The following is a 24,027-nucleotide window of genomic DNA, read 5'->3' on the forward strand; positions in this document are numbered from 1 at the left end:
TGTTTTTGCGCTTTTTTTCTCATCTTCTGCAACATTTTCTTCGCTTTGTTGTTCGTTTCCCTTCTGACTTCATGAAGTCTGTCTGTTTCTTACCGCCGAATTCTCTGTGCTCTAAATCTTTTTCATTTCGCAATTACCTAATTTAATTTATAATAATTTTAAACTAAAGCTGTCCAATAATCAAGTACTATTACCTAATGTTTATGTAAAAACCTCAACTTTCCCAGCTTAATTGACCGAATAAAGCCTTTATAAAAAAGGCCTGAGAGTCAATCCATTGCCGGAGTTGATTTTTTAACAGTGTAGACTTTCTAGATCCTACCGAATTCAATTGTTCAACAAATAAGCTCATCAAACTTTGAAGAGCGGTTGAGAGTGCCATATCCTGGATGTCATCACAAAGCCTGAAGAATAATTCGCACAAGGTTTTATCATCATTTTCGTTTCTGCGAAGCCATTCCAGCAGGATGTATCGGGTAAAAACAATGGTGGTGTGGCTGATCATCTTGTCATAGCTTCGCCCCTGAAATTCGGTGCCAAGCTTCATCAGGGACTTGGTGGATTTGAAGAAAACTTCAATGCTCCATCGATTCCCATAAATGCGGATGATTTCTTCATCCGACAAGGATAAATCGGTACTGAGCACCGTCAGCCAATCCCTTTTATTATTGCGGTTTCTGACAAAAACAAGTTTAACCGGGATCCCATTTTTGGTTGTTACAATAATGGAACCAAACTGATTCCCGGCTGAATATTCCGGTAACAGTCGTCGCAGTTGCGGGAGGGTATAAAATCCCCCGTTGTAGTTATAACGTTGTTTTAACTGTTTGACCATCCCAATGACATCCAGTTCTTCATCAAGAATAGCACGAATCATCGGTTCATGAATAAACCAGGTATCCATTAAGACATAATCTGCTAGGATACCCTGTTTTAGAGCGTTACGGATCATTTGGACAGCGACGTCGGTTTTCTTTCTCACGGCTTCACTTCGCCGTTTGTAACCACTGGTGCGTTTGTCAATTGCTTCTGAAACTTCCTGTATCCGATTTTTGGGGCTGGCGGAGGACATCATCGCAAAATCGATTGGAACAAAACTGTAACCATCGGTCCAGCCAAGCGCCAGCATGGTAAAGCCTTTGATAAAACGATGATTGGCGTGATCATAGAGATTTGCCAGCAATTCGACATGTTTACTCCGGTTCCGGCTGATGACCGAATCATCGAGAACAAAAACCTTAATCCGATCCGGACGAGTCAACCGGCTGAATGACGAAATGACTTTAGCAGACAGCGAGGTCAGAAACCGCCGCCAGTTGTAAGTTGCGGTATTCAAAAAACGATAGTAAGTATTTTTGGATGCCGCTGTTTCCTGATATTTTGAATCCAGGTAGCGATACAGATTTTTTCCCTGAAACGCAAGCAGTAACAGTAATTCGAAAACTTCGGATACTTTTATCCCTTGTGCTTTGCGGATCCCGGAATCTCTGAGTAACCCCGCCAGTTTCAATGTCTTAAAAGCTTTTAAAAATGCAATTTTTGTCTGTTCAGATGGGTTGTTTTGGTTTATCATAGTGGTATGCACCTTTCCTGTCTGATTTTTGTTAGTTTGCATTTTCATTATATCAGATGTTAGGTGCATTTTTCTGTCAACTTCCGTTTTTTAGAAGCTGCAGCGTGTGTTGTTGTAAAGTCTCAGCTGATTTTTAGAGCTGGGAAAGTTGAGTAATAAAGAAATTAAAACGCCACTGAATAATTGAAGCGGCAAGACAATATGAAAAAAACAATAGGCAAAAGTGAAAGGGAACACCATGAGCAACGAATATAAAACAAAAATAGGAACATTGGTTGACAGCATTTCAGAAAGTTATAAAAAGGAGTGCTATATTGCCCCCCATGATTTAGGCTTTTTACCAAACCGAACCGTAATTATTGATACAACCAAAGCTTTGCGACAGCTTGTTTTTCCCAGTTATTTCGGGAGAACTAATTTTCGCCGAGAAATTCAGGACTATCACATTGGCGAGTTACTGGTTTGCATCATCGAAAGTCTGACCAAACAGTTTACCCTGGCGCTAAAACATCAGGCTGGTAAATCCAAAGATTTGGGTGAAGACGATTGTCAACAGGAAGCAGAAAGAATTTGTTATGAATTTATGAGTAAAATTCCCCAAATCCGGGAGTATCTGGCAACCGATGTGATTGCCGCCTTTGATGGCGACCCGGCGGCAAAGAGTAAAGATGAGATTATTTTTTGCTATCCCGGCGTTTTTGCCATCAGTATTCACCGGTTGGCCCATGAACTTTACAAGCTTTCAGTGCCGCTGATACCCCGAATCATGAGCGAATATGCCCATAATATTACCGGTATTGATATCCATCCCGGAGCCACCATCGGTAAGTATTTTTTTATTGACCATGGTACCGGAGTCGTTATTGGGGAAACCGCTGTTATTGGTGAGCATGTCAAAATTTACCAGGGGGTGACCCTGGGGGCGCTGTCCACCAGAGGCGGACAGAAACTCAGAGGGGTACGGCGTCATCCCTGTCTGGAAGACGAGGTAACGGTTTATTCCGGAGCATCTATCTTAGGCGGAGAAACGGTTGTGGGAAAAGGTGTTGTCATTGGTAGTAATGTATTTATTACAAAGTCGGTACCAGAGGGGACAAAAGTCAGTATTAAAACCCCGGAACTCCAATTTTCTGGTCATGCCACAAAGGAAGTTTCTATGGAAGCTTTTGATTGGGTGATTTAAATTGGCTAATCAATGATTGTGGTAGTTATTACCGGCTGAAACTGCAAGGATTGCCTGGGTTGATAAAATCCAGGTAAATATAAGGTGCAAAGTTTCAGAATCCGTTTGGATTCTGAAACTTTGTTGTTTAGCCCGTGTAACAAAGGGAATTACTGCAAAAATTGATCCAGACTTTAACAATTGGCAATGGGGTAGCAATGATTATTTAAAATCAACGCCATATAAAAACTTCAGCATATCATTTTTTATTTTTTCAAGATCAATCGTTGTGAATTCATCAGGATATAAAGATTTTGCCAAAAACTGAATCGAATACATATACTTGACAGTCCACAGGTCACAATAAAAGGGGTGAGGCAATTCAAAAACCTGTTTATTTTGAATGGCTTTGATCCCGGCCCACGGTGCATCATCATAATAGCTTTGCGGAGTAAGCTCCGGCAGATACCACATCAGCATGGTATCGGGGTTCCAATCCACGATATCTTCCATATTTGCGACAAAATGCTCTTCACGGACGCTGTCAGCCGCATTTTTCCCACCAGCCTTTTCAATAATACTGTCACCAGTACTGTTATTCCCGGCCAGATCAAATTTTGACGGCCCCCAGACAAACAGCGACGACAGTTTTTTGCTTTCATTTATTCCCGAAATGATATCCGTAACACTTTTGAGCTGTTTTCTCGTGTATGTGACAATTTCTGCGGCTCGATCTTCTTTTCCTGAAATTTTACCAAGAATATTGAGTTTTGTATAGACATCTTCAAAATTATCAACCTGAATACCGACAACTTTGATGCCATTATCTTCAAGCACTTTGATATCTTCAGCCTGATCTGCCCAGATTACAACAACATCCGGATTCATTGCGACGACGTCTTCAATATTGCGATCAATTGCTGGCAAGGTTTTATTCTTTACCCGTTCATCGATTTGAGCGGTGAAATCATACACTTCTTTTGTATCATAGGTCCACTGATCAATGGCGATGACCTGATCTTTCGCTCCCAACATATACAGATCATTGAGGGCGCTGTTTAACAGGCACACAATTTTTTGAGCAGGGTAATTAACCTCAACTTCGTTCCCTCTTGAATCGATAACTTTCACTGTTTCCTGAGTTTTTGATTTGTCTCCTGCAACCGTGGCCTTGTTGCAACCGGCAACCAGGGGGCATAACATCGCCACCATCAGAATTAACACAACAATTCTTTTCATTTTTTCTCCTCCAGGTTTTTCGATTAGGCAGTTACAAAACTTAGATACAATGAACAAAGCTTAGAATAATATATAATTACCCACTTTTCTTTGATATAAATAGTTGTCGAGAAAAATCGCCATCATTTATTTGTGTTTAAATGTTATTAAAGGTGGTATTATGGTTATAATCAGGTTGACTTTGTAAATTGTCCTTACAGATTATAAAAAATACAAAAAATAGATTTATAATTCAAGCCGATTAGGCAAAAAAGGCTCTGAGGAGGGAACGATGAGCACAAAGATATTGATTGTGGATGATTCAACCACCGATCGTCTGATTATCAGCACCATGTTAGCAGACTATCAGACGCTGACCGCCTGCGATGGATGTGATGCGATGGAATTGATCGCCAGAAATCCGGACATAGATCTGGTCATTCTTGACTTAAACATGCCCAGAATGAATGGCTTTGAGGTGCTTGAGGCGCTGCAGAAGAATCAAGAATATCGCAAGATTCGCACGATTATTCTGACCAATTATGATGAAATCGATAATGAGGTCAAAGGCCTGGAATTAGGGGCGGTGGATTATATCAGGAAGCCACTCAATATTCAATCACTGCTGATCCGGATCAATATTCATATTAAATTAAAACGGATCCAAAATATGATCGAACAAGATAATCAACGGCTGGATGCGATGGTGTTAAAGAAAACCAGAGAAGTGGCAGCCACCAGGGATATTACCATCCAGGCTTTAGTCGGTCTGCTGGAAGTCCGTAATGTAGAATCGTCAAAACATACCATTCGCACCCAATTGATTATGAAAATTTTGTGTGCTCATTTAAGAACAAAAGTCAAGTATCAAGACATTCTGACAGAAGCCTATGTCCAGGAGCTGGTGACCACCACCCCGCTTCATGATATCGGCAAGGTCGGTATTCCTGATAATATCTTATTAAAACCAGGCAGACTCACAGTCGATGAATTCGTTATTATGAAAAAACATGTGAAGTATGGGGTCAATGCCCTGGAAAACGAAATCTACTGCGATGAGGACGTGCCCAGCTTTATCAAAACGGCGATGGAAATTGTCGGTGCGCATCACGAAAAATATGATGGCAGTGGTTATCCGCAAGGATTAAGCGGCGAAGATATTCCGCTACCGGGGCGTCTGATGGCGATAATTGATGTTTATGATGCTCTGACCAGTAAGCGGGTCTATAAGCCGGCCTATGATTTTGATTATAGCATCGATCTGATTAAAAGTGAAAGCGGCAAGCATTTTGATCCGGATATTGTGACGGGATTTTTGGAAATCAAGGAAAATGTCATTGAGATTTCCCGTAAATTTCTACAGGAGACCGATGAAACGGAGGCACAGTGATGAAAAGACTGACCCGGTTAATCATTTTATTAGTTTTTATTCTGGGATGGCCTTCTTTTTGTTATGCCCGCGATGACACCATCGACTGGACCCCGGAAGAACTGACCTTTATGGAAGAACATCCGGTGATTCGTCTGGGGGTTGATCCCAAGTTTGTGCCGTTTGAGTTTTTTGATGAGGATGGCACCTATCAGGGTATTGCCTCTGACTATCTGGAAATAATAAGCGAAAAAACGGGATTAGAGATGCAAGTAATCCCGGGACTGACCTGGACCGAAGCCTATGAAAAAGCGCTTCAAGGTGAAGTTGATATGCTCCCGGCAGTTTCTAAAACGCCAGCCCGAGAACAGAATTTTTTATTCTCAGAAGCCTATTATTACTTTAAACGCGTGATTGTCGTTCGGGATTCCACCCAAGGCATCAACAGCATTGAAGATCTGTATGGACAAACAGTGGCAGTTCAAAGAAACAGTTCCCACCAAGGTTACCTGGAACAATATCCCCAGATTAATCTGAGTCTGTACGACTCGGCAGAAGCTGCGATAACGGCTGTTGCCAATGGAACGGAAACGGTTTGTGTGGGAAATCTGGCCACGAGTAATTTTATCATTCAATCAACGGGTATGACCAATCTGAAGTATGTCGCCTTTGAAGCTGAAAATCAGCAGGGGTTATATTTTGCCGTGCGTAAAGACTGGCCAGTGCTGATTGATATCACGAATAAAGTGTTGGCAACGATCACCAAGGAAGAACGGATTGCAATTAATAGCAAGTGGATTGGGGTTGATGTAGAACCAAACTACGAACCCATTTATCAGGTGGTTATCGTTATCAGCGGGGTGATTATTCTGATCTGGCTGGTCTCCATTTACTGGATTTTGCGGCTCCGTCGGGAAATCGACAAGCGCAAGAAAATTCAGAATGACCTGGAGTTGGCCAAATTGGAAGCCGAAGCGGCCAATAATATTAAATCCAGTTTTCTGGCGCGGATGTCCCATGAAATCAGAACCCCCCTCAATGCTATTACCGGGATGGCCTATCTGGTCAAAAAAACCCAGGTGACGCTGACCCAGAAGATGTATCTGGACCGCATTACCCAATCGGCTAATACGATGCTTAGTATCATTAATGACATTCTCGATTTTTCCAAAATTGAAGCTGGGAAAATCGAGCTGGAACGGGTTTCTTTTAATCTGGATCTGGTGATTCAGGATGTCATCAATATTGTTTCCTATAAAATTGAAGAGCAGCGGATCGGCTTTAAGCTGAGCAAAGACCCCAAAATACCAAACTGTTATTTTGGTGATGCTAAACGAATTGAACAGATCTTACTGAACCTGATTAATAATGCCACCAAATTTACCAATGCCGGGGAAGTCGCCCTTGATATCCGACTGGTGGCCAAGGAATCCAATTGTTACCATCTGGCTTTTACCGTCAGGGATACGGGAATCGGCATGTCTGACGAGCAGATAAAAAATCTTTTCGAGCCCTTTGCCCAGGGGGATGCCAGCATTAACCGGCGCTTTGGCGGAACCGGGCTGGGACTTTCGATCGTTAAAAGTCTGGTGGAAATGATGAATGGCGAGATTCAGGTTTACAGCACCGTCGGCGAAGGATCAACCTTTATTGTCGAATTGTCGCTGGAAAAAGATCAGCAAAAAGAACAGGAATATCAGCAACAGGTCTCGTCACTGTATTTTAATGACATCAAGACGCTGGTACTGGAAAAAACCGGATCAAACATGAATATTATTGGCAGTTATTTAGGAGCCTTTGGGATGCATTGCGAATTGACAACTTCCCCAAGCAGTGCTGTCAATATGCTGGAACTGGAGAATGGCAAGTTTTCAGAGCCCTTTGATCTGCTGATCCTGGATTACAATACCCCCGCTGGCGGGGGCTTTAAATTTATTGAAATGATCCAGGAAAATAAGAAAATCCTGAAAAAACCCCGGGTCATTATGCTGTTGCCAATGATGCGGGAGGACTTATTTGACCAACTGGATACCCAGGGGGTTGATATCGGCATCGGAAAACCGATTATCCCATCGGTTTTATACAACGGTATTCTGGAAATCTTCAGGACCAAAGCGATCGTTGCCAATCAGGAGTTTAAACAGGAAGATATTGATAAGGAGATAATGGAAAGTAATTATGGCATTTTGGTGGTGGAAGACAACAAAACCAATCAACTGATTGCAAAATCACTACTGGAACCGGTAGGATTTCAGATTTGGCTGGGTAATGACGGGCAGGAGGGAATTGATCTGTTTAAGGCTCACCGTAGCGATATTGATTTAATTCTGATGGATCTGCACATGCCAGTGCTCAACGGTTATGAAGCGGCGGAGCAAATCAGAGCGCTTTCGGTGGATATTCCGATTGTCGCCATGACGGCTGACGTCATCGAGGGGGTCAAGGAAAAATGCGAATCCAGCGGTATTCATCACTATATCAGCAAACCCTTTGATCCCGAACAATTTGTAGAAACCATCAGCAACATTGTGAGTGCCGAAACAAGGAACAAAAAAGAATCGCACAGCCAGAGCGATGATCAGAAAAATGAAGACGTAGAGGATGACATGATCTTGGATCGCGAAGAAGGACTCCGATATATGGGAAACAATACGGCTCTCTATCAGAATGTTCTGGAAGCTTATTTCAACGAAAACCAGGGTGTGGCTGAAAACCTGGATCTTGACATCAAAGCCCGGCGCTATCAGGAAGCCGCTCAGACGGTGCATAAGGTTAAAAGCAGCTCTGGCAGCATTGGTGCAAAGCAAATTTTTGAGATCGCAAAGCAGTTGCAAAAAGCCCTTGAATTCAGTGCAGAAAAGGAAATAGCCAGTCTTCATCCGCAATTTGCGGAGGCCATGAAGCAATTGCTGGCGGCGATAAAGGGCGATTAATAACTAAAAGGACAATGCGATTGAGTCAGCATCGGTGGCGGTGCTGAGTGTCAAATACAAACAAATTCTCCGAATTCGTACCGGGATTTTGTAGCAAAAAAAAATAGGTGTGCTATAATAATCACAAGTTAAAGTATGATGAGGAGGGTAACATGTTAAATATTGCTTCGCGGATTGACCAGCTGCCGATGACCCCGATGTTAAAGAAGGTTTTGCTGTTAACCGGGATCGGATGGATGTTTGATGCGATGGATCAGGGGATGGTTTCCGGTGTGATGGCAGCCATTGGTAAAGAATGGGCCTTAGATCCCGGTCAGCTGGGTTTGCTGGGCAGCATCGGGATGCTGGGGATGGCTTTGGGCGCCGGATTATCCGGCATGGCCGCTGACAAATGGGGCCGCCGGACGGTGATTATGTGGACTCTGGTTATTTATGGAGTCTCCAGTGCGCTTTCCGGTTTTGCGGTGAATTTTACGATGCTGCTGGCGTTAAGATTTTGCACCGGTTTTGGCCTGGGCGGAGAACTGCCGGCGGCATCGACCCTGGTCAGTGAGTTTTCGCCGACCCGAATGCGGGGTCGAAATGTAATTATTCTAGAAAGTTTCTGGGCCTGGGGATGGCTCATTGCGGCCTTCGTAGCGTACTTGTTTATTCCTGTATACGGTTGGCGGATGGCTTTTTTAGTGGGTGGAATACCAGCCCTGTTTGCGGCTTTCTTTCGCATGGCGGTGCCCGAATCGCCCCGTTATCTGGAATCAGTGGGTAAAATCAGTGAAGCTGAAGATCTGCTGATGACCATGGAAAAACAGGCCAATATCACCAGCCAGGCGAAAGCTGCTGAGTCAGCAAGCGATAAGTTCAGCCATATAAAGGCATCGTTTCTGGATTTATGGGGCAAAGAATACATCCGTTCCACCATCGTTTTATGGGTGATCTGGTTTGGTATCAACTTTGGTTATTACGGCTTTGTGTTATGGACCCCAACCCTGTTAGTAGCCAAGGGCTTTACCCTGACCAAAAGTTTTGAGTTTACCCTGATTATGTGTCTGGCTCAGCTACCGGGATACTTCAGTGCCGCCTACCTGATCGAAAAGGTGGGGCGAAAAAAAGTACTGGCCATTTATTTTGCCGGAACGGCGCTGGCGGCCTGGCTGTTTGGCCATGCGGGCAGTGTGGAACAAATTCTGATCTATGGTTCGATGCTTTATTTCTTTAGTCTGGGCGCCTGGGGCTGCGTTTATGCCTATACCCCAGAAGTCTATCCAACATTTTTCCGGGCTACCGGTTCCGGCTGGGCAGCAGCATTTGGTCGCATTGGAGCCTTTTCAGCACCCTTTGTTGTGCCGGTGATCTATAATTATTATGGCACCGAAATCGGCTATACCAATGTGTTTATAACCCTGACGCTGGTATTTGCGGTGGTGGCTATTGTGGTGGCGGTGTTCGGCAAGGAAACGATGGGGAAAACCCTGGAAGAGATTAATACGACACAAGTGTAATTTCAATAAAAAAACCTGCTGTCCATTATTGGGCAACAGGTTTTTTGTCAGCTAGCGAGTAGTATGGTTAAATACCGGAGCCTAGTCGGGGGCATTATTTTCATTATTGGGATAAGGCGTTTTCAATGGCTTTGAGATAGGCTTTGCTTGATACAGTGGCGCCGCTGACGGTATCGACGGTGGTATTCTGCTTCTTAATGACACTATTGATGATCGTGCTGGTCATTTCCGGAGATTCGATGGTGACGGTCTTGACCACATCGATGTTTGAAATTTGATGATCCGCCACGTTGACGGCGACCTCATTGGTCCAACGGCCAGCTTTGTAAACACCGGCATAGGTGCCGTCTTCAATCTTGGTCAGATCGACGGGGTTGATCGCCAGGTTTTCACCGGCCTCCAGGCCGTTGGTGATGTAAAAAACGCCACCGGCACCGACCAGTACCAGTACGCCCAGAATGCTGAGAATAATAATCATTGCTTTTTTCATGTGTTTTTCCTCCTGTTATTTTGATTCCTGATCCATTTTTTCCAGGTTTATCAGCAATTTTTCCAGTGCTGATCGGGTCATTGCCATTTCTTCTGCCGAAATATTTTTAAATAAATTTTTGGTGAAGCGTTCTGATTTTTCCAAAATTTCTTGTCCAAAAGAATCAACTGCAGCGGTTAGTTTAATCCGGGTGATCCGGGCATCATGGGAATCTTTTTCCATCACGACGAAACCTTTTTGTTCTAATTTAAGTGCTACTTGCTTGATATTCTGATGGGAACTGCCCATTCCTTTGGCTACTTCTTTAATGGTTGGATCGTGGTCAAAAATATTCTGCACCACAATGGTCAGTAACCATTGCTTGGTTGTCAAATTGTGTTCTTTCAGTTCCCGCTCCAGCATCGTATCCATCTGGTTGGCAACAACTTGAACACCGCCAAAGATGAATTTTTGATCGGGCATTGAATCGATAGTATCCAAATAATAACCTCCAATTATCTATTAAGGTAATGTGTTACATTAATAGATAATACATTACCTTTTTATGTCTGTCAATACATTTCAGGAAAATTAATTTGTTTTAGATAAAAGTTATCGGCTATATAAATTTGAAAGGGTTTGCAGTCATTTAAGAGGAAGAAATATTCAAATTTATGTTATTATAGATAGGCACTAGAAAGAGGAGACGTTTATGCCAAAAATAGGAATGCGCATTTTAAAAACATTTATAGCGGTCTATCTTTGTTTTTTAATCTATTTATTAAGAGGCGAGCAAGGTTCTCCTTTCTATTCAGCGATTGCGGCGATTTTGTGTATGCAGCCCTATGTTTCAAATAGTTTTAAGGTAGCGATGAACCGAACCCTGGGAACCTTTATCGGCGGCGCTATGGGGTTGGTTCTGCTTATCTTCGAGCGGCAGTTTATACCGGTGAATATGCCGGCACTACAGTATTTAATTGTATCACTGTCTGTCATCCCACTGATTTACTTTACGGTCAGCATCAAAAAACCGACTGCATCCTATATTACCTGTGTAGTTTTTTTAAGTATTACGGTGACCCATGGAGCAGATGTGAATCCCCTGATCTTTACGATTGATCGAATCATGGATACGCTGATTGGGATCTTTGTGTCTTTGGGTGTGAATGCCTTTCGTCTGCCCCGGCGAAAAAACCAAAAGACATTATTTGTTACCAATCTGGATGGGTCGCTGCTAAATTCTCAGGGTGAAATTAGCAGTTATTCCCGGATTAAATTAAATACAATGACCAAGCAGGGCGCTCTGATTACCATTGCGACGACAAGAAGTGTGGAGACCCTGTTGCCTTTATTAGACGGGGTAGAAATGAACGTTCCAATTATCATTATGAATGGGGCAGCCCAGTATGATTTAAAAAAGAGAACCTATCTGGCATGCAAAAAAATGAAGGCCAATACGGCAAGGCAGATCATTGATGTTTTTGAAAAGCGTGATCTTAATTGTTTTACCCATACCATCATCAATGATGTTCTGCATGTTTACTATACCAGACTCATTAATCCAGTTGAGGAAAAAATCTATCACTCAAAAAAGCGACTCCCGGAACAGAGCTATGTGTGCGGGGTAGTGCCAAATGATCAAAGTGTTTTGTCGATTATGGCGGTGGATTTGTTGGATACCATCCGGCCGGTGAAAGATGCCATCATGAGCCTGGCAATCGCCCCCGCCATTAATGTTGAGACTTACCCGGACGACGAACATGCGGGCTATTACTTTATCGAAATAACCAGTCGTGGAGCCTCAGTAAAAAATGCCATCGTGGACATGAAAGCGCAATATGCGATTGACAAAGTGGTTGCCTTTGGCAATGATATCCGGAATTCAGCGATGCTGGCGGCCGCCGATTTTTCTTATCTGGTGGGAAATGCAGCGGATGGGCTTGAAAAAATGGACGGGACGAGTATTGGCAGCAATGACAGTGATGCGGTGGTTAAGACCATCATCCGGCATTTTTATGTCAAATCTTTTGAGCCTAAATAATGATGAGCGTTTGCAGATAAGAACCAGTTTGACACCACATCTTGTATGTGGTAATATAGATATAACAAAATAAGATAGTAATGGTGCTGCGCTAGCCGGTGCAGTTTAAGGAGAAGCAGGTGTAAATCCCGCACGGTCCCGCCGCTGTAAGGGGGAGATTTTTAGCAGAATGCAAACAGATAAACCTGTGAGTTTTCATAAAATCAAACCTAAGTCAGATTACCCACCTTTATTAGACCGATCAGACTCTACGCGTGATAGAGGGTGTTCGAGCCAAGCAAATCTTATGCCTCTTGACCACGCCGTCGAGGGGTTTTTCAATGCCCATTATAATAAACAAACAAGTAAAAAGATTAGCAGGAAAGAAGGAAATAAACCAGCATGATTACTAAAATCAAGAAAAGAGACGGACGAGAAGCTCCTTTTAATATTGAAAAAATTGCCAATGCGATTTTTAAAGCGGCCAGTGAAATCGGCGGACAGAATTACCAGACAGCCATGGATCTGGCTGAAAAAGTTACCATCTATATCGAGCAGGAAATGAATACCAATGCGCCAACAGTGGAAGAAATTCAGGATGCGGTTGAAAAAATTCTCATCGAAACCGGACACGCTAAAACCGCCAAGAAATATATTCTCTACCGGGCCGAACGCACCCGAATCCGGGAAATGGATACCCGGCTGATGAAAATATATGAAGACCTAACCTTTAAAGAGGCCAAAGACAACGATGTAAAGCGGGAAAACGCCAACATTGACGGCGATACTGCCATGGGCACGATGCTGAAGTATGGATCTGAGGGCGCCAAGCAGTTTTATGAAATGTTTGTCCTGAATCCAAAACATTCAGCAGCCCATAAAGCTGGCGAAATCCACATCCATGATATGGACTTTCTGACCCTGACCACTACCTGCTGTCAGATTGATTTAGAACGGCTGTTCAAAAATGGTTTTTCCACCGGCCACGGCCATCTGCGCGAACCCAATGATATCCAGAGTTATTCAGCCCTGGCCTGCATTGCCATCCAGTCGAATCAAAACGATCAGCATGGCGGTCAGAGTATTCCCAATTTTGAATATGCCATGGTTCCCGGGGTGAAAAAAACCTTTATCCGGCTTTATCGGGAGAATCTTGCCAAGGCCTTAACCTTATTGACCGATACACAAAACGCTTTAGTCAAGGTAAAGGCCATCAGTGAAGATATCGAAAAGAAACTGGGCTTGAGTCCCGAGCTGAATCAGCCCCAAAACTACCAGGAAGCAGAAGCCCGGAGTCTGACCCAGTGGATTCCCGATGCCAACATCATCAGTCGGGTTCAGAACTTTGCTACAGAAAATGCCGAACGGGAGATCGACCGTAGCGTGTATCAAGCGATGGAAGCTTTTGTCCATAATCTGAATACCATGCACAGCCGGGCTGGGGCTCAAATCCCCTTTAGTTCGATCAATTACGGCATGGATACCTCCACCGAAGGGCGGTTGGTGATTAAAAACCTGCTGCTTGCTACTGAGGCCGGGTTGGGAAATGGCGAAACCCCAATCTTTCCGATCCATATTTTCAAGGTTAAGGAAGGCGTGAATTACAATCCCTGGGATCCCAACTATGATTTATTTAAATTGGCCTGCCGGGTCAGTGCCAAGCGCCTGTTCCCCAATTTCTCCTTTCTGGATGCGCCCTATAACCTGAAATATTACAAGGAAGGCCAGCCGGAAACCGAAATAGCTTATATGGGCTGCCGTACCCGGGTGATTGGCAATGTTCACGATACCAATCGGGAAATTACCTATGGTCGCGGCAACCTGAGTTTTACCACCATTAATCTGCCCCGCATTGCCTTAAACAGTAAGGGAAACAAAGAACAGTTTTTGGCGGAGTTGGATCAGAAAATTGATCTGGTTATTGAGCAGCTACTGGAGCGGTTTGAAATTCAGGCTCATAAAAAAGTTAAGAATTTTCCATTTCTGATGGGTCAAGGGGTCTGGATTGACTCGGATGATCTTACGGCCGAGATGGATATCCGGGAAGTGCTGAAACATGGCACTCTGAGCATGGGCTTTATCGGACTGGCGGAATGTTTGACCGTCTTAACCGGAAAACACCATGGCGAAGCGGTCGAAGTTCAGGAACTGGGTCTGGAAATTATTGGCCAGATGCGAAAACGAATGGACGCAACCAGCGAGGAGTACCAGCTGAATTTCACTCTGCTGGGTACCCCCGCCGAAGGCACCGCCGGACGATTTGTCAAGCTGGATAAAGAGGTGTTTGGAGAAATCCCCGGCGTAACCGACCGGGAATACTACACCAATTCTTTTCACATTCCCGTTTACTATGCGACCAGTGCCTATCAAAAAATCACGCTGGAAGCCCCCTATCATGAGCTCACCAATGCCGGACACATCACCTACGTGGAAATGGATGGGGATCCTCTCGATAATCTGGAAGCCTTTGAGAAAGTGGTTCGGACCATGAAGGAAGCGGGCATCGGCTATGGCTCCATCAACCACCCGGTGGATCGGGATCCGGTTTGCGGCTATACCGGAATCATTGGCGATGCGTGTCCCAACTGCGGACGTTCAGAAGGGGATGTTCAATTTGAGCGGATTCGTCGGATCACCGGTTATCTGGTGGGCACTCTGGATCGCTTCAATGATGCCAAAAAAGCTGAGGTAAAAGATCGAATCAAGCACTTCAATGCCGATGGGCAAATGGATACCAGGAACCTGATGGAGCAATTGCAATGAGTGAAAAGATAAGAATTGCCGGAGTGGTTAAAGAATCGATTGTCGATGGCCCGGGAATCCGCTTTGTGGTTTTTGCCCAGGGCTGTCAGCATCATTGCGACGGTTGCCATAACCCGGCCACCCATGACTTTAATGGCGGTAACCTGGTTGATATCGAAACCATCATCACTGAAATGAAAAAGAACCCTCTGCTGGACGGCATTACCTTCAGCGGCGGGGAACCCTTTGAACAGCCGGAGGCCTTTTGTGAACTGGCCAAGCGGTCAAAGGCGCTGGGTTATCATGTCATGGCCTATACCGGCTACACCTATGAAACCCTGATGGCGAAAAAGGATCAGCGGCGGCTACGGCTGCTGGAAAACACCGATCTGCTGGTCGATGGGAAATTTGAAGTGGCGAAAAAGAGCCTGATGCTGAAATTTCGGGGCTCGCAGAATCAGCGGATTATTGATGTGAATAAGTCGCATCGGGAAAATCGGCTGATGCTTAGCGAAATCGGCTAGAAATAATGAATAATCAATCAAAAAGCAATCGGGGGTTACCGGTTGCTTTTTGATTTAAGTAATTTTCATCGTTCAAGGAATAATCCAATTAAAAAAAATAGTAGTGGAAAAAAATATTAAAACGGTTAAAATAGTAAGGGTGCGAATTTGTTTGGGACTCGCGGACAAAACAAGCGAGCGAGACGCTCAAAAAAGAAAATTGAAATAGAAACGGTTGGAGGAATTGGTGTGGATAAACGCAGTGAATTTTCAAGTAAGATAGGGTTTGTGTTGGCAGCTGCCGGATCGGCAGTGGGGCTGGGAAATATCTGGCGGTTTCCCTATTTGGCAGCAAAATATGGGGGCGGTCTCTTTTTGGTGATCTACCTTATTTTTGTGGTAACCCTGGGGTTTGCTATTATGATGGCAGAATTAGCCATTGGTCGAAAAACCCAGCTTAGTCCGGTGGGTGCCTATCGGGCATTGGACAAACGCTTCAGTTTTGTAGGAATTATTTCTTCATTAGTGGCTTTTTTGATTCTTCCCTATTATAGTGTTATTGGGGGCTGGGTGATTAAATATTTTGTCGTTTTTGTGACGGGTGGCGGCATGGCAACAGCTGGTGCAGATTATTTTTCAGGCTATATATCAAGATCTGTTGAACCAATTGTATGGCAGTCTATTTTTGTTCTAGCCACAACTTTTGTGGTGATCAGAGGGGTCAAGGACGGCATTGAGAAAGCCAGTAAAATACTAATGCCGATTTTGATTGTGATGTCAGTTTTTCTGTCGATCTATTCGATCATGCAGCCCGGCGCCATGGCCGGGGTTTGGTACTTCCTGTACCCGGATTTGGCAAATTTCAGCTTTCAGGCAGTTTTGGCGGCCATGGGACAGATGTTTTACTCGTTATCGCTGGCGATGGGGATCATGGTAACCTATGGTTCTTATCTTAGCAAAAAAGATGATCTGGAAACTTCGGTCAAGCAAATTGAATGCTTTGATGCCGGCATTGCAATATTAGCGGGATTTATGATCATCCCCGCCGTTTTTGCCTTTTCCGGTGGGGATCCCACAGCGCTCAACAAGGGACCCGGTTTGATGTTTGTGACCTTGCCCAAGGTGTTTGAAACGATGGCGTTTGGAAATGTGATGGGCGGCGCCTTTTTTTTGCTGGTTTTATTTGCTGCGCTGACATCTTCTATTTCGCTGATGGAAGCAGTGGTGGCAACCGCTTGTGATCAGTTTAAATGGGAACGAAAAAAAGGGGTGCTAATTATCGCAGTTCTGGCAATTTTGGTGGGGATACCATCTACATTGGGTCAAGGGATATGGAGTAATGTGCACATTTTTGGGTTCAATTTCCTAGATTTCTTCGATTTTATCACGAACTCCATTTTGATGCCAGTAGGTGCCTTTTTCACCTGCATCCTTGTTGGTCATGTTCTGGAAACAAAGATCATTACCGACGAGGTCAAACTGTCCTCACCCTTTAAACGGGAAAAACTTTTTATCATTATGATCAAATATATTGCCCCGCTATGTATTATTGGGATCCTTATCAGTTCAATCTTAGAGGCGCTGGGGGTGATTAAATTTTGATCGTGCGGGGAAGCGTATTGCAGACGAAACGCCTCTGTATAGATGTTAGTGCTGAACACTCAAAACAAAGTATGGATAATTAATTTTCTGCTGTTAAAACGAAACAAATAAATAAAAAGAGGAAAAATCGATGGAAAACGGATATTGTTATCAAACCCAATTGGGGAAAATTGTTCTGACTGAGAATGGCACCGCCATTACCCGGCTGATTTTTAGCGAATCCTTGCCTGAAGGGGTTAGTTGCAGAGAGACGCCTCTTCTCAAATGTGGACATCAGGAAATCATCGAATATCTGGACGGAAAACGAAGAAGTTTTGATCTGCCCCTATCCCCCCAGGGCACCGACTTTCAGCTAAAGGTCTGGAAGGCGCTCCGGGATATTCCCTATGGAGCAGTTTGCAGCTATAAAGAGATCGCCCAGGCTATCGGCAATGAAAAAGCCTGCCGAGCCGTTGGCGGTGCCAATAATAAGAACCCTATTTCCATCATCATTCCCTGTCACCGGGTGATTGGTGCCGATGGCAGTTTAGTGGGGTATGGCGGCGGGTTGGAAATAAAAAAACAGCTGCTGAAATTGGAAAAACAATTGAAGGATAAGGTTTGAGCAACTAAAAACAAGCGGATTGATGCATTAAAACAGGCCTTTCAAGACAGCGAAACCATAATGAATTGTTATTTAAGAAGTGTTGATTGCCGCTTAACACAATTTTAACGGTTTCTTATCTCAAAAGTTTACCGGGAGTGTCTTTTAAACATAGTGATAATCCGGGTACAATAGTATTAATAACTAATTAATATGATCAATCCCGATGATAAAGGATGTCAAGCAACGGCAGCCTGCTTTATTGCCTCGGCCTGGAAAAGAACTTCGGACGCTTTAGAAAAGGTACATGCCGAGAACACGGTTGGCTATATACTGGAAACGAAGATTGGCTACTGTTTTGATGATGATTTCGATGGCCCGGTTGTTATCCCGGTGGATGCTTTGAAAGGTGCCAGGCCATTGAAAGAAATTTTTGAGGATGAAACACCTGAGTACTGACGCATCCCGGTATCATAAAAGAGCAACCGCCGAATCATGGGGGTGCTTTTTTATTTGCGAAAGGGTAAGAATTTTGGTGAAGTTTAACAAAAAAAGGTTTACAATAATAAAAGTATGACAAATGAGCGGGTAAGAAATGGAGGATGACAGCCTATGAAACGGATTTTTACAGAATACTTAAAGCCATTTTATGGCCGAATGGCCTTTGGGGTTTTCTTTAAATTTACCGGCTCGATCATGGATTTAATTATTCCCTCGATTCTTGCTTATATTATTGACAATGTGATTCCCCTAAATGAAACCGCCCCAATTTTCTATTGGGGCGGCGTTATGGCGGCATGTGCCAGTCTGGGAATGATTTTTAATATTATTGCCAACCGCATGGCGGCGAGAGTAGCCAGCGATGTGACCGAGGTCATCCGTCATGATTTGTTTGCCAAGGTGATGTATTTTTCCAGCCATCAAATGGATACGCTGACCAAGCCATCGCTGATTTCCCGGTTAACATCCGATACTTATATTATTCACCTGATCATCATCCGCATTCAAAGGCTGGGAGTTCGGGCTCCAATTATGCTTTTTGGCGGCATCATTATCACCATGACCCTGGATCCGCTTTTGGCAACCGTGATGATTGCAATTATGCCCATCATGGCGGTGATTATTATGTGGGTTTCTAAAAAAAGCATGCCGATTTTTGCCGGACTGCAACAGACTGTTGACAGTTTTGTTCGGCTCGTCAGAGAGGATATCAATGGGATCCGGGTAATTAAGGCGTTATCAAAAACTGATTATGAGAAAAGGCGGTTTGATGCTATCAATACCGATGTAGTCAATCGGGAGAAAAAAGCCCGGATGACAGTAGCGGTGATTTCGCCGGCCATGAATATCTGTCTGAATCTGGGTTTGGTCGGAGTAGTGGTGGTTGGAGCCTATGGTGTCAACAATGGGACATCGGAAGTGGGGATTATTCTGGCTTTTATGACTTACTTTACCATCATTCTCCATGCCGTTTTGGCTATTTCCAGGATGTTTGAGATGTGGCCGAAAGCCACGGCATCGGCAGATCGGATCATGCAAGTGCTGGAATCGGTGGATCGATTGGAAATACAGGAATTAAAAGCAGCAATGGACAATGAGCGCAGCGATACCGCTTTAGAATTCCGCCATGTCACCTTTTCCTATAATAAAGAAGACCCCGATTTGAGCAACATTTCGTTTGCGTTGAAAAAGGGTGAAACCCTGGGGATCATTGGTGAAACCGGCGCAGGGAAAACGACGTTGTTAAATTTACTGATGCGACTTTATGATGCGGACAAGGGGACGATCACCATTGATGGTCGTGATATCAGATCCCTGGATCCCCGGGAATTGCATAAAAAGTTTGGGGTGGCCTTTCAAAATGATATGATTTTTGAAGCCACCATTGAGGAAAATATTGATCTGGGCAGAAATCTGTCCCAAGAGGCCATTGCGGCGGCGATTGACTGTGCCGGCGCCAAAGGATTTGTGGATGAAAAATCTGCTAAATCTGCGGAGCAGCTGACCATTAAAGGGGCCAACCTCAGCGGAGGTCAAAAACAGCGGATCCTGATTGCCAGGGCGCTGGCTTCCCGCCCGGAAATACTGGTGCTCGATGACACCTCCAGTGCCCTCGACTATAAAACGGATGCGACCTTTCGTAAAGCGATTAAAGAAAATTTTGACAAGACCACCATTGTCATTGTAGCACAGCGGGTGAGCTCGATCAGGCATGCCGATCACATACTGGTGCTTGAAAATGGAGTCGTTATTGGTTTAGGCAAGCACAAGCACTTGCTCAAGACCTGCGAAGTCTACCGGGAAATCAGCCATTCCCAGATGGGGGTATCCTGAGATGCGACGATCACAAAAATTTGAAAAACCGCAAAACCGGAAAGGCACGCTTCGTCAATTGGGCGGCTATCTGATGCGCTATAAATGGCGATTGTTTGCGGCCATTGTTTTAACGATCGGCAGCAACCTCCTGGCATTGGTGGGTCCATTGCTTTCTGGTTACGCCATTGATGCCATTGAACTGGGAACCGGCCAGGTCAATTTTTCACAGGTGTTTTATTATGCCTGCTGGATGGTTGCTTTTTATATTGGTTCAGCCGGGTTGAGCTATGTTCTGGAAGTGCTGATGATTCGGGTGAGCCGGCAGGTTACCTATGCCATGCGCAAGGATGTGTTTAATAAACTGCTGGATTTGCCCGTGGGGTATTTTGATGTGCACCAGACCGGCGATATCATCAGCCGGATTACCTACGATGTTGATACCGTCAACAGTTCAATTTCCAGTGACCTGATCCAGGTATCCTCGGCAGTGATCACGGTACTGGGCTCATTTTTGATGATGCTGACGATCTCGCCCAAACTGGTGCTTATTTTTGCGTTTACCGTACCGGCATCGATTTTGATGTCCCGCTATCTGGTTAAAAAGACCCGTCCGCTTTTTAGTCGGCGCTCTCGAAAACTGGGAGAACTCAATGGTTTTGTGGAAGAAATGGTGTCGGGCCAAAAAACCCTGAAAATTTATGATCAGGAAGAAAATACGATTGGCAGCTTTAATATCAAGAATAAAGAGGCGGTGGATGCCTATTATCAAGCCGAATATTATGGCAGTATGATTTTTCCGACGATTAACTTTATTAACAATATGTCGCTGGCCTGCATCAGTGTCTTTGGGGCGCTGTTATATTTGGCGGGATCGATGTCGATCGGGCAGATTTCCTCCTTTGTGCTGTACTCAAGAAAGTTCTCCGGGCCGATTAATGAAATGGCCAATATCATGAACGATCTGCAATCCTCTCTGGCGGCGGCTGAGCGGGTCTTCGCCTTGCTGAATGAATTGTCTGAGGCTAAAGATACTGAAAAGATGATGGAGCTGACCAATGTGAATGGTGATATCGTTCTGGAAAATGTCCGGTTTAGCTATGATGCTAATCAGGTGATCATTGAAAACCTCAGTCTGCAGGTTGAGGCGGGCAAGCTGATTGCCATTGTCGGTCCCACTGGTGCTGGAAAAACAACCATTATTAATCTGCTGATGCGCTTTTACGATACCGACGCCGGGAATATTTATATTGATGGCAATGATGTTCAAGAGCTGACCCGGGATAGCCTGAGAAAGTCCTTTGCCATGGTTCTTCAGGATACCTGGATTTTTCATGGCAGTGTCTATGAGAATTTGACCTATGGAAGAGAAAATGTCACCATGGAAGAGGTGGTGCAGGCGGCCAAGGCAGCTCGAATCCATTCCTTTATTGAGCATCTGCCCCATGGCTATGAAACCATCTTAAAAGGTGAAGGGACCAATATTTCCAAAGGTCAGAAGCAGCTCTTAACCATTGCCCGGGCGATGCTGTTAGATGCCAAAATGCTGATCCTCGATGAAGCCACCTCCAATGTGGATACCCGTACGGAGAAAAAGATCCAGGCGGCCATGCGTCAGTTGATGAAAGATAAAACCTGTTTTGTCATCGCCCACCGGCTTTCCACCATTCAGAACGCCGATTTGATTCTGGTGGTGGAACGGGGGAATGTGGTGGAACAGGGAACCCATGAGGAACTGATGGAAAACGGTGGCAGTTACTGGCAGATGTATCAGGCGCAGTTTGAGTGAGGTGCTTGACAGTGATCGGGCGGCCGTTCTTGGTTAAAGATACCGACATCATTGATAACCGTTTGAACAAAATAAAACGACAAAAACGATTATATTTCGATAAAACGAAATAAATAAACAAAAATCGTCTATAAATATTTGCTTGCAGATGAAAGCGTTGTTGATCGAGAGTTTGGCGCATATGAATCGGTTAAGGATAATTATCCCAAATATGTATTGTCTTTAGACAAGTTTGATTTTTCAAGGAATGAAATAAAGCATCTTAATATTATTGATTTTCTGTTGGATGAGGCTTAAAGAAACTGTACTTGATGCTAGCTTATATAGCAAGAGTAAATCTGTATAAAAAGCAATTACACAAAACTCATATATACGTTCATACATTGAAAGTTTATTTAAAGTAGTTATTAAAAAACACGTATATACAACTATTGACAAGTATAGATATATATAGTATCATATTGAAGATTCGCAGATAGGCAACGATTACACTGCGAACAAAAATTGAATACGTATAATTTAGCCGTGAAGGTTGATCACCCCGCAGTAGTGGGGATCAATTTTCACGGTTTTTTTTGCAAAAAATTGTGTAGGAGGATTGTTTATTAGAGAATTGCATAATGTTGTCAAGTGGGTGAAGTTTAAAAAACAAAAAATGTTGAAAATTTGAGGAGTAATATGAAGTTTGGAATGAAAAGTTTATTGTGTTTTTGTCTGGCTGCTTTGATGATGGTTGGTTTTGTTGGCTGTAGCAACGTTGGGGCAAGTAGTAAGACCGAACAAACAGAACTGAAGGTTGCCTATGGTAAAGATACCGGAGTTGCTTCAGAAAAAGGAAATGGTGACATGCTGTTGACCATTTTTGCTGGTGAACGGCTGGTTGAGGTTGTCGACGGCGAGGTAGTACCGAGCATTGCCGAGAGCTGGGAAGTAAAAGATTCAGGCAAGACTATTTCGTTTAAAATAAAAGAGGGTTTGAAATTTTCTGATGGCAGCGATTTAACGGCGAAAGATGTTAAATTAAAATTCGATCGGAACATTGCAACCAAAAATACGAGCTGGACTGAAGTTGATCGCATTGAAAAAATTGAAGTAGCGGATGATTATACCATCAATTTTTATTATAAGGATGGCATGGATGGCTATGTTGCGCTGGCAGGATTTGCGGAATATGGAAACACCATTGTTAGTCCAAACTCGTTTCAAACACCGGGAGATCCCACAACACCAATGGTAAAATTCATTGGATCTGGACCATGGAAGGTTGCCGATTATGTAAAAGACCAATACACAACCTTTGTCCCCAATGAAAATTATTCAGGCGATCCGGTGAAACTTGAAAAAATTACGGTCAGCATGATCAAAGATGACGAAGCCAGAGTATTGGCAATTCAATCTGGCGATGTGGATGCCGTTGTTGACTATTACCATGGTGGTTCTGCCTATACCCCAAGAAACCTGTTGAGCTCACTCAAAGAAGAAGGTTTTCAGGTGTTGAAGCAGGAAATGCCGATGACAACAGTATTGGCATTTAACTATACAAACAACGAAGCATGGAAGAATCTTAAACTGAGACAAGCTCTGAATTATGCTATCAATAAAGATGAGATATCTGGGCTGTTTGATGGCTGGATCAGTCCGGCAAATGACGCTTACTTCTCGGACTGCTCACCCTATACTACGGCACTTGGCAAACAAAGCTACAAATACAACCCGGAAAAAGCGAAGAGCTTATTAACAGAAGCTGGAATAACTGGTTTTTCTCCCAAGATGATCGTCAATAGCGAAAATGCTGATGAAGTAAAATTAGCGGAATTACTACAGTCGATGTTAAAGGAATCCGATATCAATCTTCAACTGGATGTGATGGATGCAACAAAATATGCCGAAGTCAAGAAAACGGCTGACTGGGATCTATGCTCTTATTATATCGGCGGACCAGAGCGACGGATTTACTCAAGAAATGAAGGCAGATTTGACAAGACCGCTCCCGAGTTCGGTAGTTCTGGCTGTTTCACATCCGACACAATTGCGGCCTCTGTTCAAAAGGCAGTCGATCCATTTGATGAAAAAGAACGAAAAGCTGGTTTTAAAGAGTTTTATGCGGCAATCGATGCTGAAACTGCCTGTGTGCCTCTTTACTATGATGCCGTATTTGTTGTCGCCAATGAAGGCGTCGAAGGGGTTGAATTTATCGGGTCAGAACCACGATTTGATCAGGTAACTTATAAAAAATAATTAAAATTTTGTAG

Annotated in this window: 17 protein-coding genes and 1 riboswitch; of the genes, 13 read left to right on the plus strand and 4 right to left on the minus strand. The window is 43.9% G+C overall.

The window, feature by feature from the left end; all coding sequences use genetic code 11:
• Positions 1–214 precede the first annotated feature (214 nt).
• Entirely contained in the window at positions 215–1,573 is a 1,359-nt protein-coding gene (locus tag Q7J41_RS08850) for a transposase (protein ID WP_304887242.1), read from the minus strand.
• Positions 1,574–1,811: 238 nt separating this feature from the next.
• Here Q7J41_RS08850 and epsC point away from each other — a divergent pair, with 238 nt between their 5' ends.
• On the plus strand, positions 1,812–2,756 hold the full coding sequence (gene epsC, locus Q7J41_RS08855) for a serine O-acetyltransferase EpsC (protein WP_304887244.1): 945 nt from the start codon (positions 1,812–1,814) through the stop codon (positions 2,754–2,756).
• Positions 2,757–2,957: 201 nt separating this feature from the next.
• Here the strand turns inward: epsC and Q7J41_RS08860 are convergent, their stop codons facing one another.
• Entirely contained in the window at positions 2,958–3,974 is a 1,017-nt protein-coding gene (locus tag Q7J41_RS08860) for an ABC transporter substrate-binding protein (protein WP_304887246.1), read from the minus strand.
• Between the two features lie 271 nt (positions 3,975–4,245).
• Here Q7J41_RS08860 and Q7J41_RS08865 point away from each other — a divergent pair, with 271 nt between their 5' ends.
• The 3 genes from Q7J41_RS08865 (at position 4,246) to Q7J41_RS08875 (ending at position 9,754) form a co-directional block, all read left to right on the plus strand.
• A complete protein-coding gene (locus tag Q7J41_RS08865) occupies positions 4,246–5,343 on the plus strand; it encodes an HD-GYP domain-containing protein (protein ID WP_304887248.1) in 1,098 nt (365 codons plus the stop codon).
• Positions 5,343–8,255 carry a transporter substrate-binding domain-containing protein gene (locus Q7J41_RS08870; RefSeq protein WP_304887250.1) on the plus strand — a complete coding sequence of 971 codons (2,913 nt, stop codon included), beginning with the start codon at positions 5,343–5,345 and terminating at the stop codon, positions 8,253–8,255. Before Q7J41_RS08865 ends, Q7J41_RS08870 begins: the two co-directional genes overlap by 1 nt.
• A 152-nt stretch (positions 8,256–8,407) precedes the next feature.
• The gene (locus tag Q7J41_RS08875) at positions 8,408–9,754 is read left to right on the plus strand and encodes an MFS transporter (RefSeq protein WP_304887252.1); all 1,347 of its coding nucleotides are present in this window, start codon (positions 8,408–8,410) and stop codon (positions 9,752–9,754) included.
• Positions 9,755–9,857: 103 nt separating this feature from the next.
• On the opposite strand, the gene Q7J41_RS08880 is transcribed toward Q7J41_RS08875, so the two are convergent.
• Both Q7J41_RS08880 and Q7J41_RS08885 read right to left on the minus strand, forming a co-directional pair.
• Positions 9,858–10,244, minus strand: coding sequence for an FMN-binding protein (locus tag Q7J41_RS08880; protein ID WP_304887255.1), 387 nt, complete (start codon positions 10,242–10,244; stop codon positions 9,858–9,860).
• Between the two features lie 15 nt (positions 10,245–10,259).
• On the minus strand, positions 10,260–10,724 hold the full coding sequence (locus Q7J41_RS08885; protein WP_304887257.1) for a MarR family winged helix-turn-helix transcriptional regulator: 465 nt from the start codon (positions 10,722–10,724) through the stop codon (positions 10,260–10,262).
• Between the two features lie 211 nt (positions 10,725–10,935).
• On the opposite strand from Q7J41_RS08885, the gene Q7J41_RS08890 reads away from it, so the two are divergent.
• The 9 genes from Q7J41_RS08890 to Q7J41_RS08935 all read left to right on the plus strand — a co-directional run bounded on the left by Q7J41_RS08890 (position 10,936) and on the right by Q7J41_RS08935 (position 24,013).
• Positions 10,936–12,264 carry an HAD hydrolase family protein gene (locus Q7J41_RS08890; RefSeq protein WP_304887259.1) on the plus strand — a complete coding sequence of 443 codons (1,329 nt, stop codon included), beginning with the start codon at positions 10,936–10,938 and terminating at the stop codon, positions 12,262–12,264.
• Positions 12,265–12,328: 64 nt separating this feature from the next.
• Positions 12,329–12,510: riboswitch (cobalamin riboswitch) on the plus strand.
• Positions 12,511–12,645: 135 nt separating this feature from the next.
• The gene (locus Q7J41_RS08895) at positions 12,646–15,006 is read left to right on the plus strand and encodes an anaerobic ribonucleoside triphosphate reductase (protein ID WP_304887261.1); all 2,361 of its coding nucleotides are present in this window, start codon (positions 12,646–12,648) and stop codon (positions 15,004–15,006) included.
• Positions 15,003–15,509, plus strand: coding sequence for an anaerobic ribonucleoside-triphosphate reductase activating protein (gene nrdG / locus Q7J41_RS08900; RefSeq protein WP_304887263.1), 507 nt, complete (start codon positions 15,003–15,005; stop codon positions 15,507–15,509). The genes Q7J41_RS08895 and nrdG overlap by 4 nt, the downstream gene beginning before the upstream one ends.
• Positions 15,510–15,737: 228 nt before the next feature.
• Positions 15,738–17,090 carry a sodium-dependent transporter gene (locus Q7J41_RS08905; RefSeq protein WP_304887265.1) on the plus strand — a complete coding sequence of 451 codons (1,353 nt, stop codon included), beginning with the start codon at positions 15,738–15,740 and terminating at the stop codon, positions 17,088–17,090.
• Positions 17,091–17,220: 130 nt separating this feature from the next.
• Complete coding sequence (locus Q7J41_RS08910) at positions 17,221–17,694, plus strand: methylated-DNA--[protein]-cysteine S-methyltransferase (protein ID WP_304887268.1); 474 nt, start codon at positions 17,221–17,223, stop codon at positions 17,692–17,694.
• Positions 17,695–17,886: 192 nt separating this feature from the next.
• Complete coding sequence (locus Q7J41_RS08915) at positions 17,887–18,132, plus strand: hypothetical protein (RefSeq protein WP_304887270.1); 246 nt, start codon at positions 17,887–17,889, stop codon at positions 18,130–18,132.
• 153 nt (positions 18,133–18,285) lie between these two features.
• Entirely contained in the window at positions 18,286–20,007 is a 1,722-nt protein-coding gene (locus Q7J41_RS08920) for an ABC transporter ATP-binding protein (RefSeq protein ID WP_304887272.1), read from the plus strand.
• Between the two features lies 1 nt (position 20,008).
• A complete protein-coding gene (locus Q7J41_RS08925) occupies positions 20,009–21,775 on the plus strand; it encodes an ABC transporter ATP-binding protein (protein WP_304887273.1) in 1,767 nt (588 codons plus the stop codon).
• Positions 21,776–22,453: 678 nt separating this feature from the next.
• On the plus strand, positions 22,454–24,013 hold the full coding sequence (locus Q7J41_RS08935) for an ABC transporter substrate-binding protein (protein WP_304887275.1): 1,560 nt from the start codon (positions 22,454–22,456) through the stop codon (positions 24,011–24,013).
• Positions 24,014–24,027 lie beyond the last annotated feature (14 nt).

This window comes from Acetobacterium sp., from assembly GCF_030652775.1.
In the GTDB taxonomy this organism is placed as follows: domain Bacteria; phylum Bacillota; class Clostridia; order Eubacteriales; family Eubacteriaceae; genus Acetobacterium.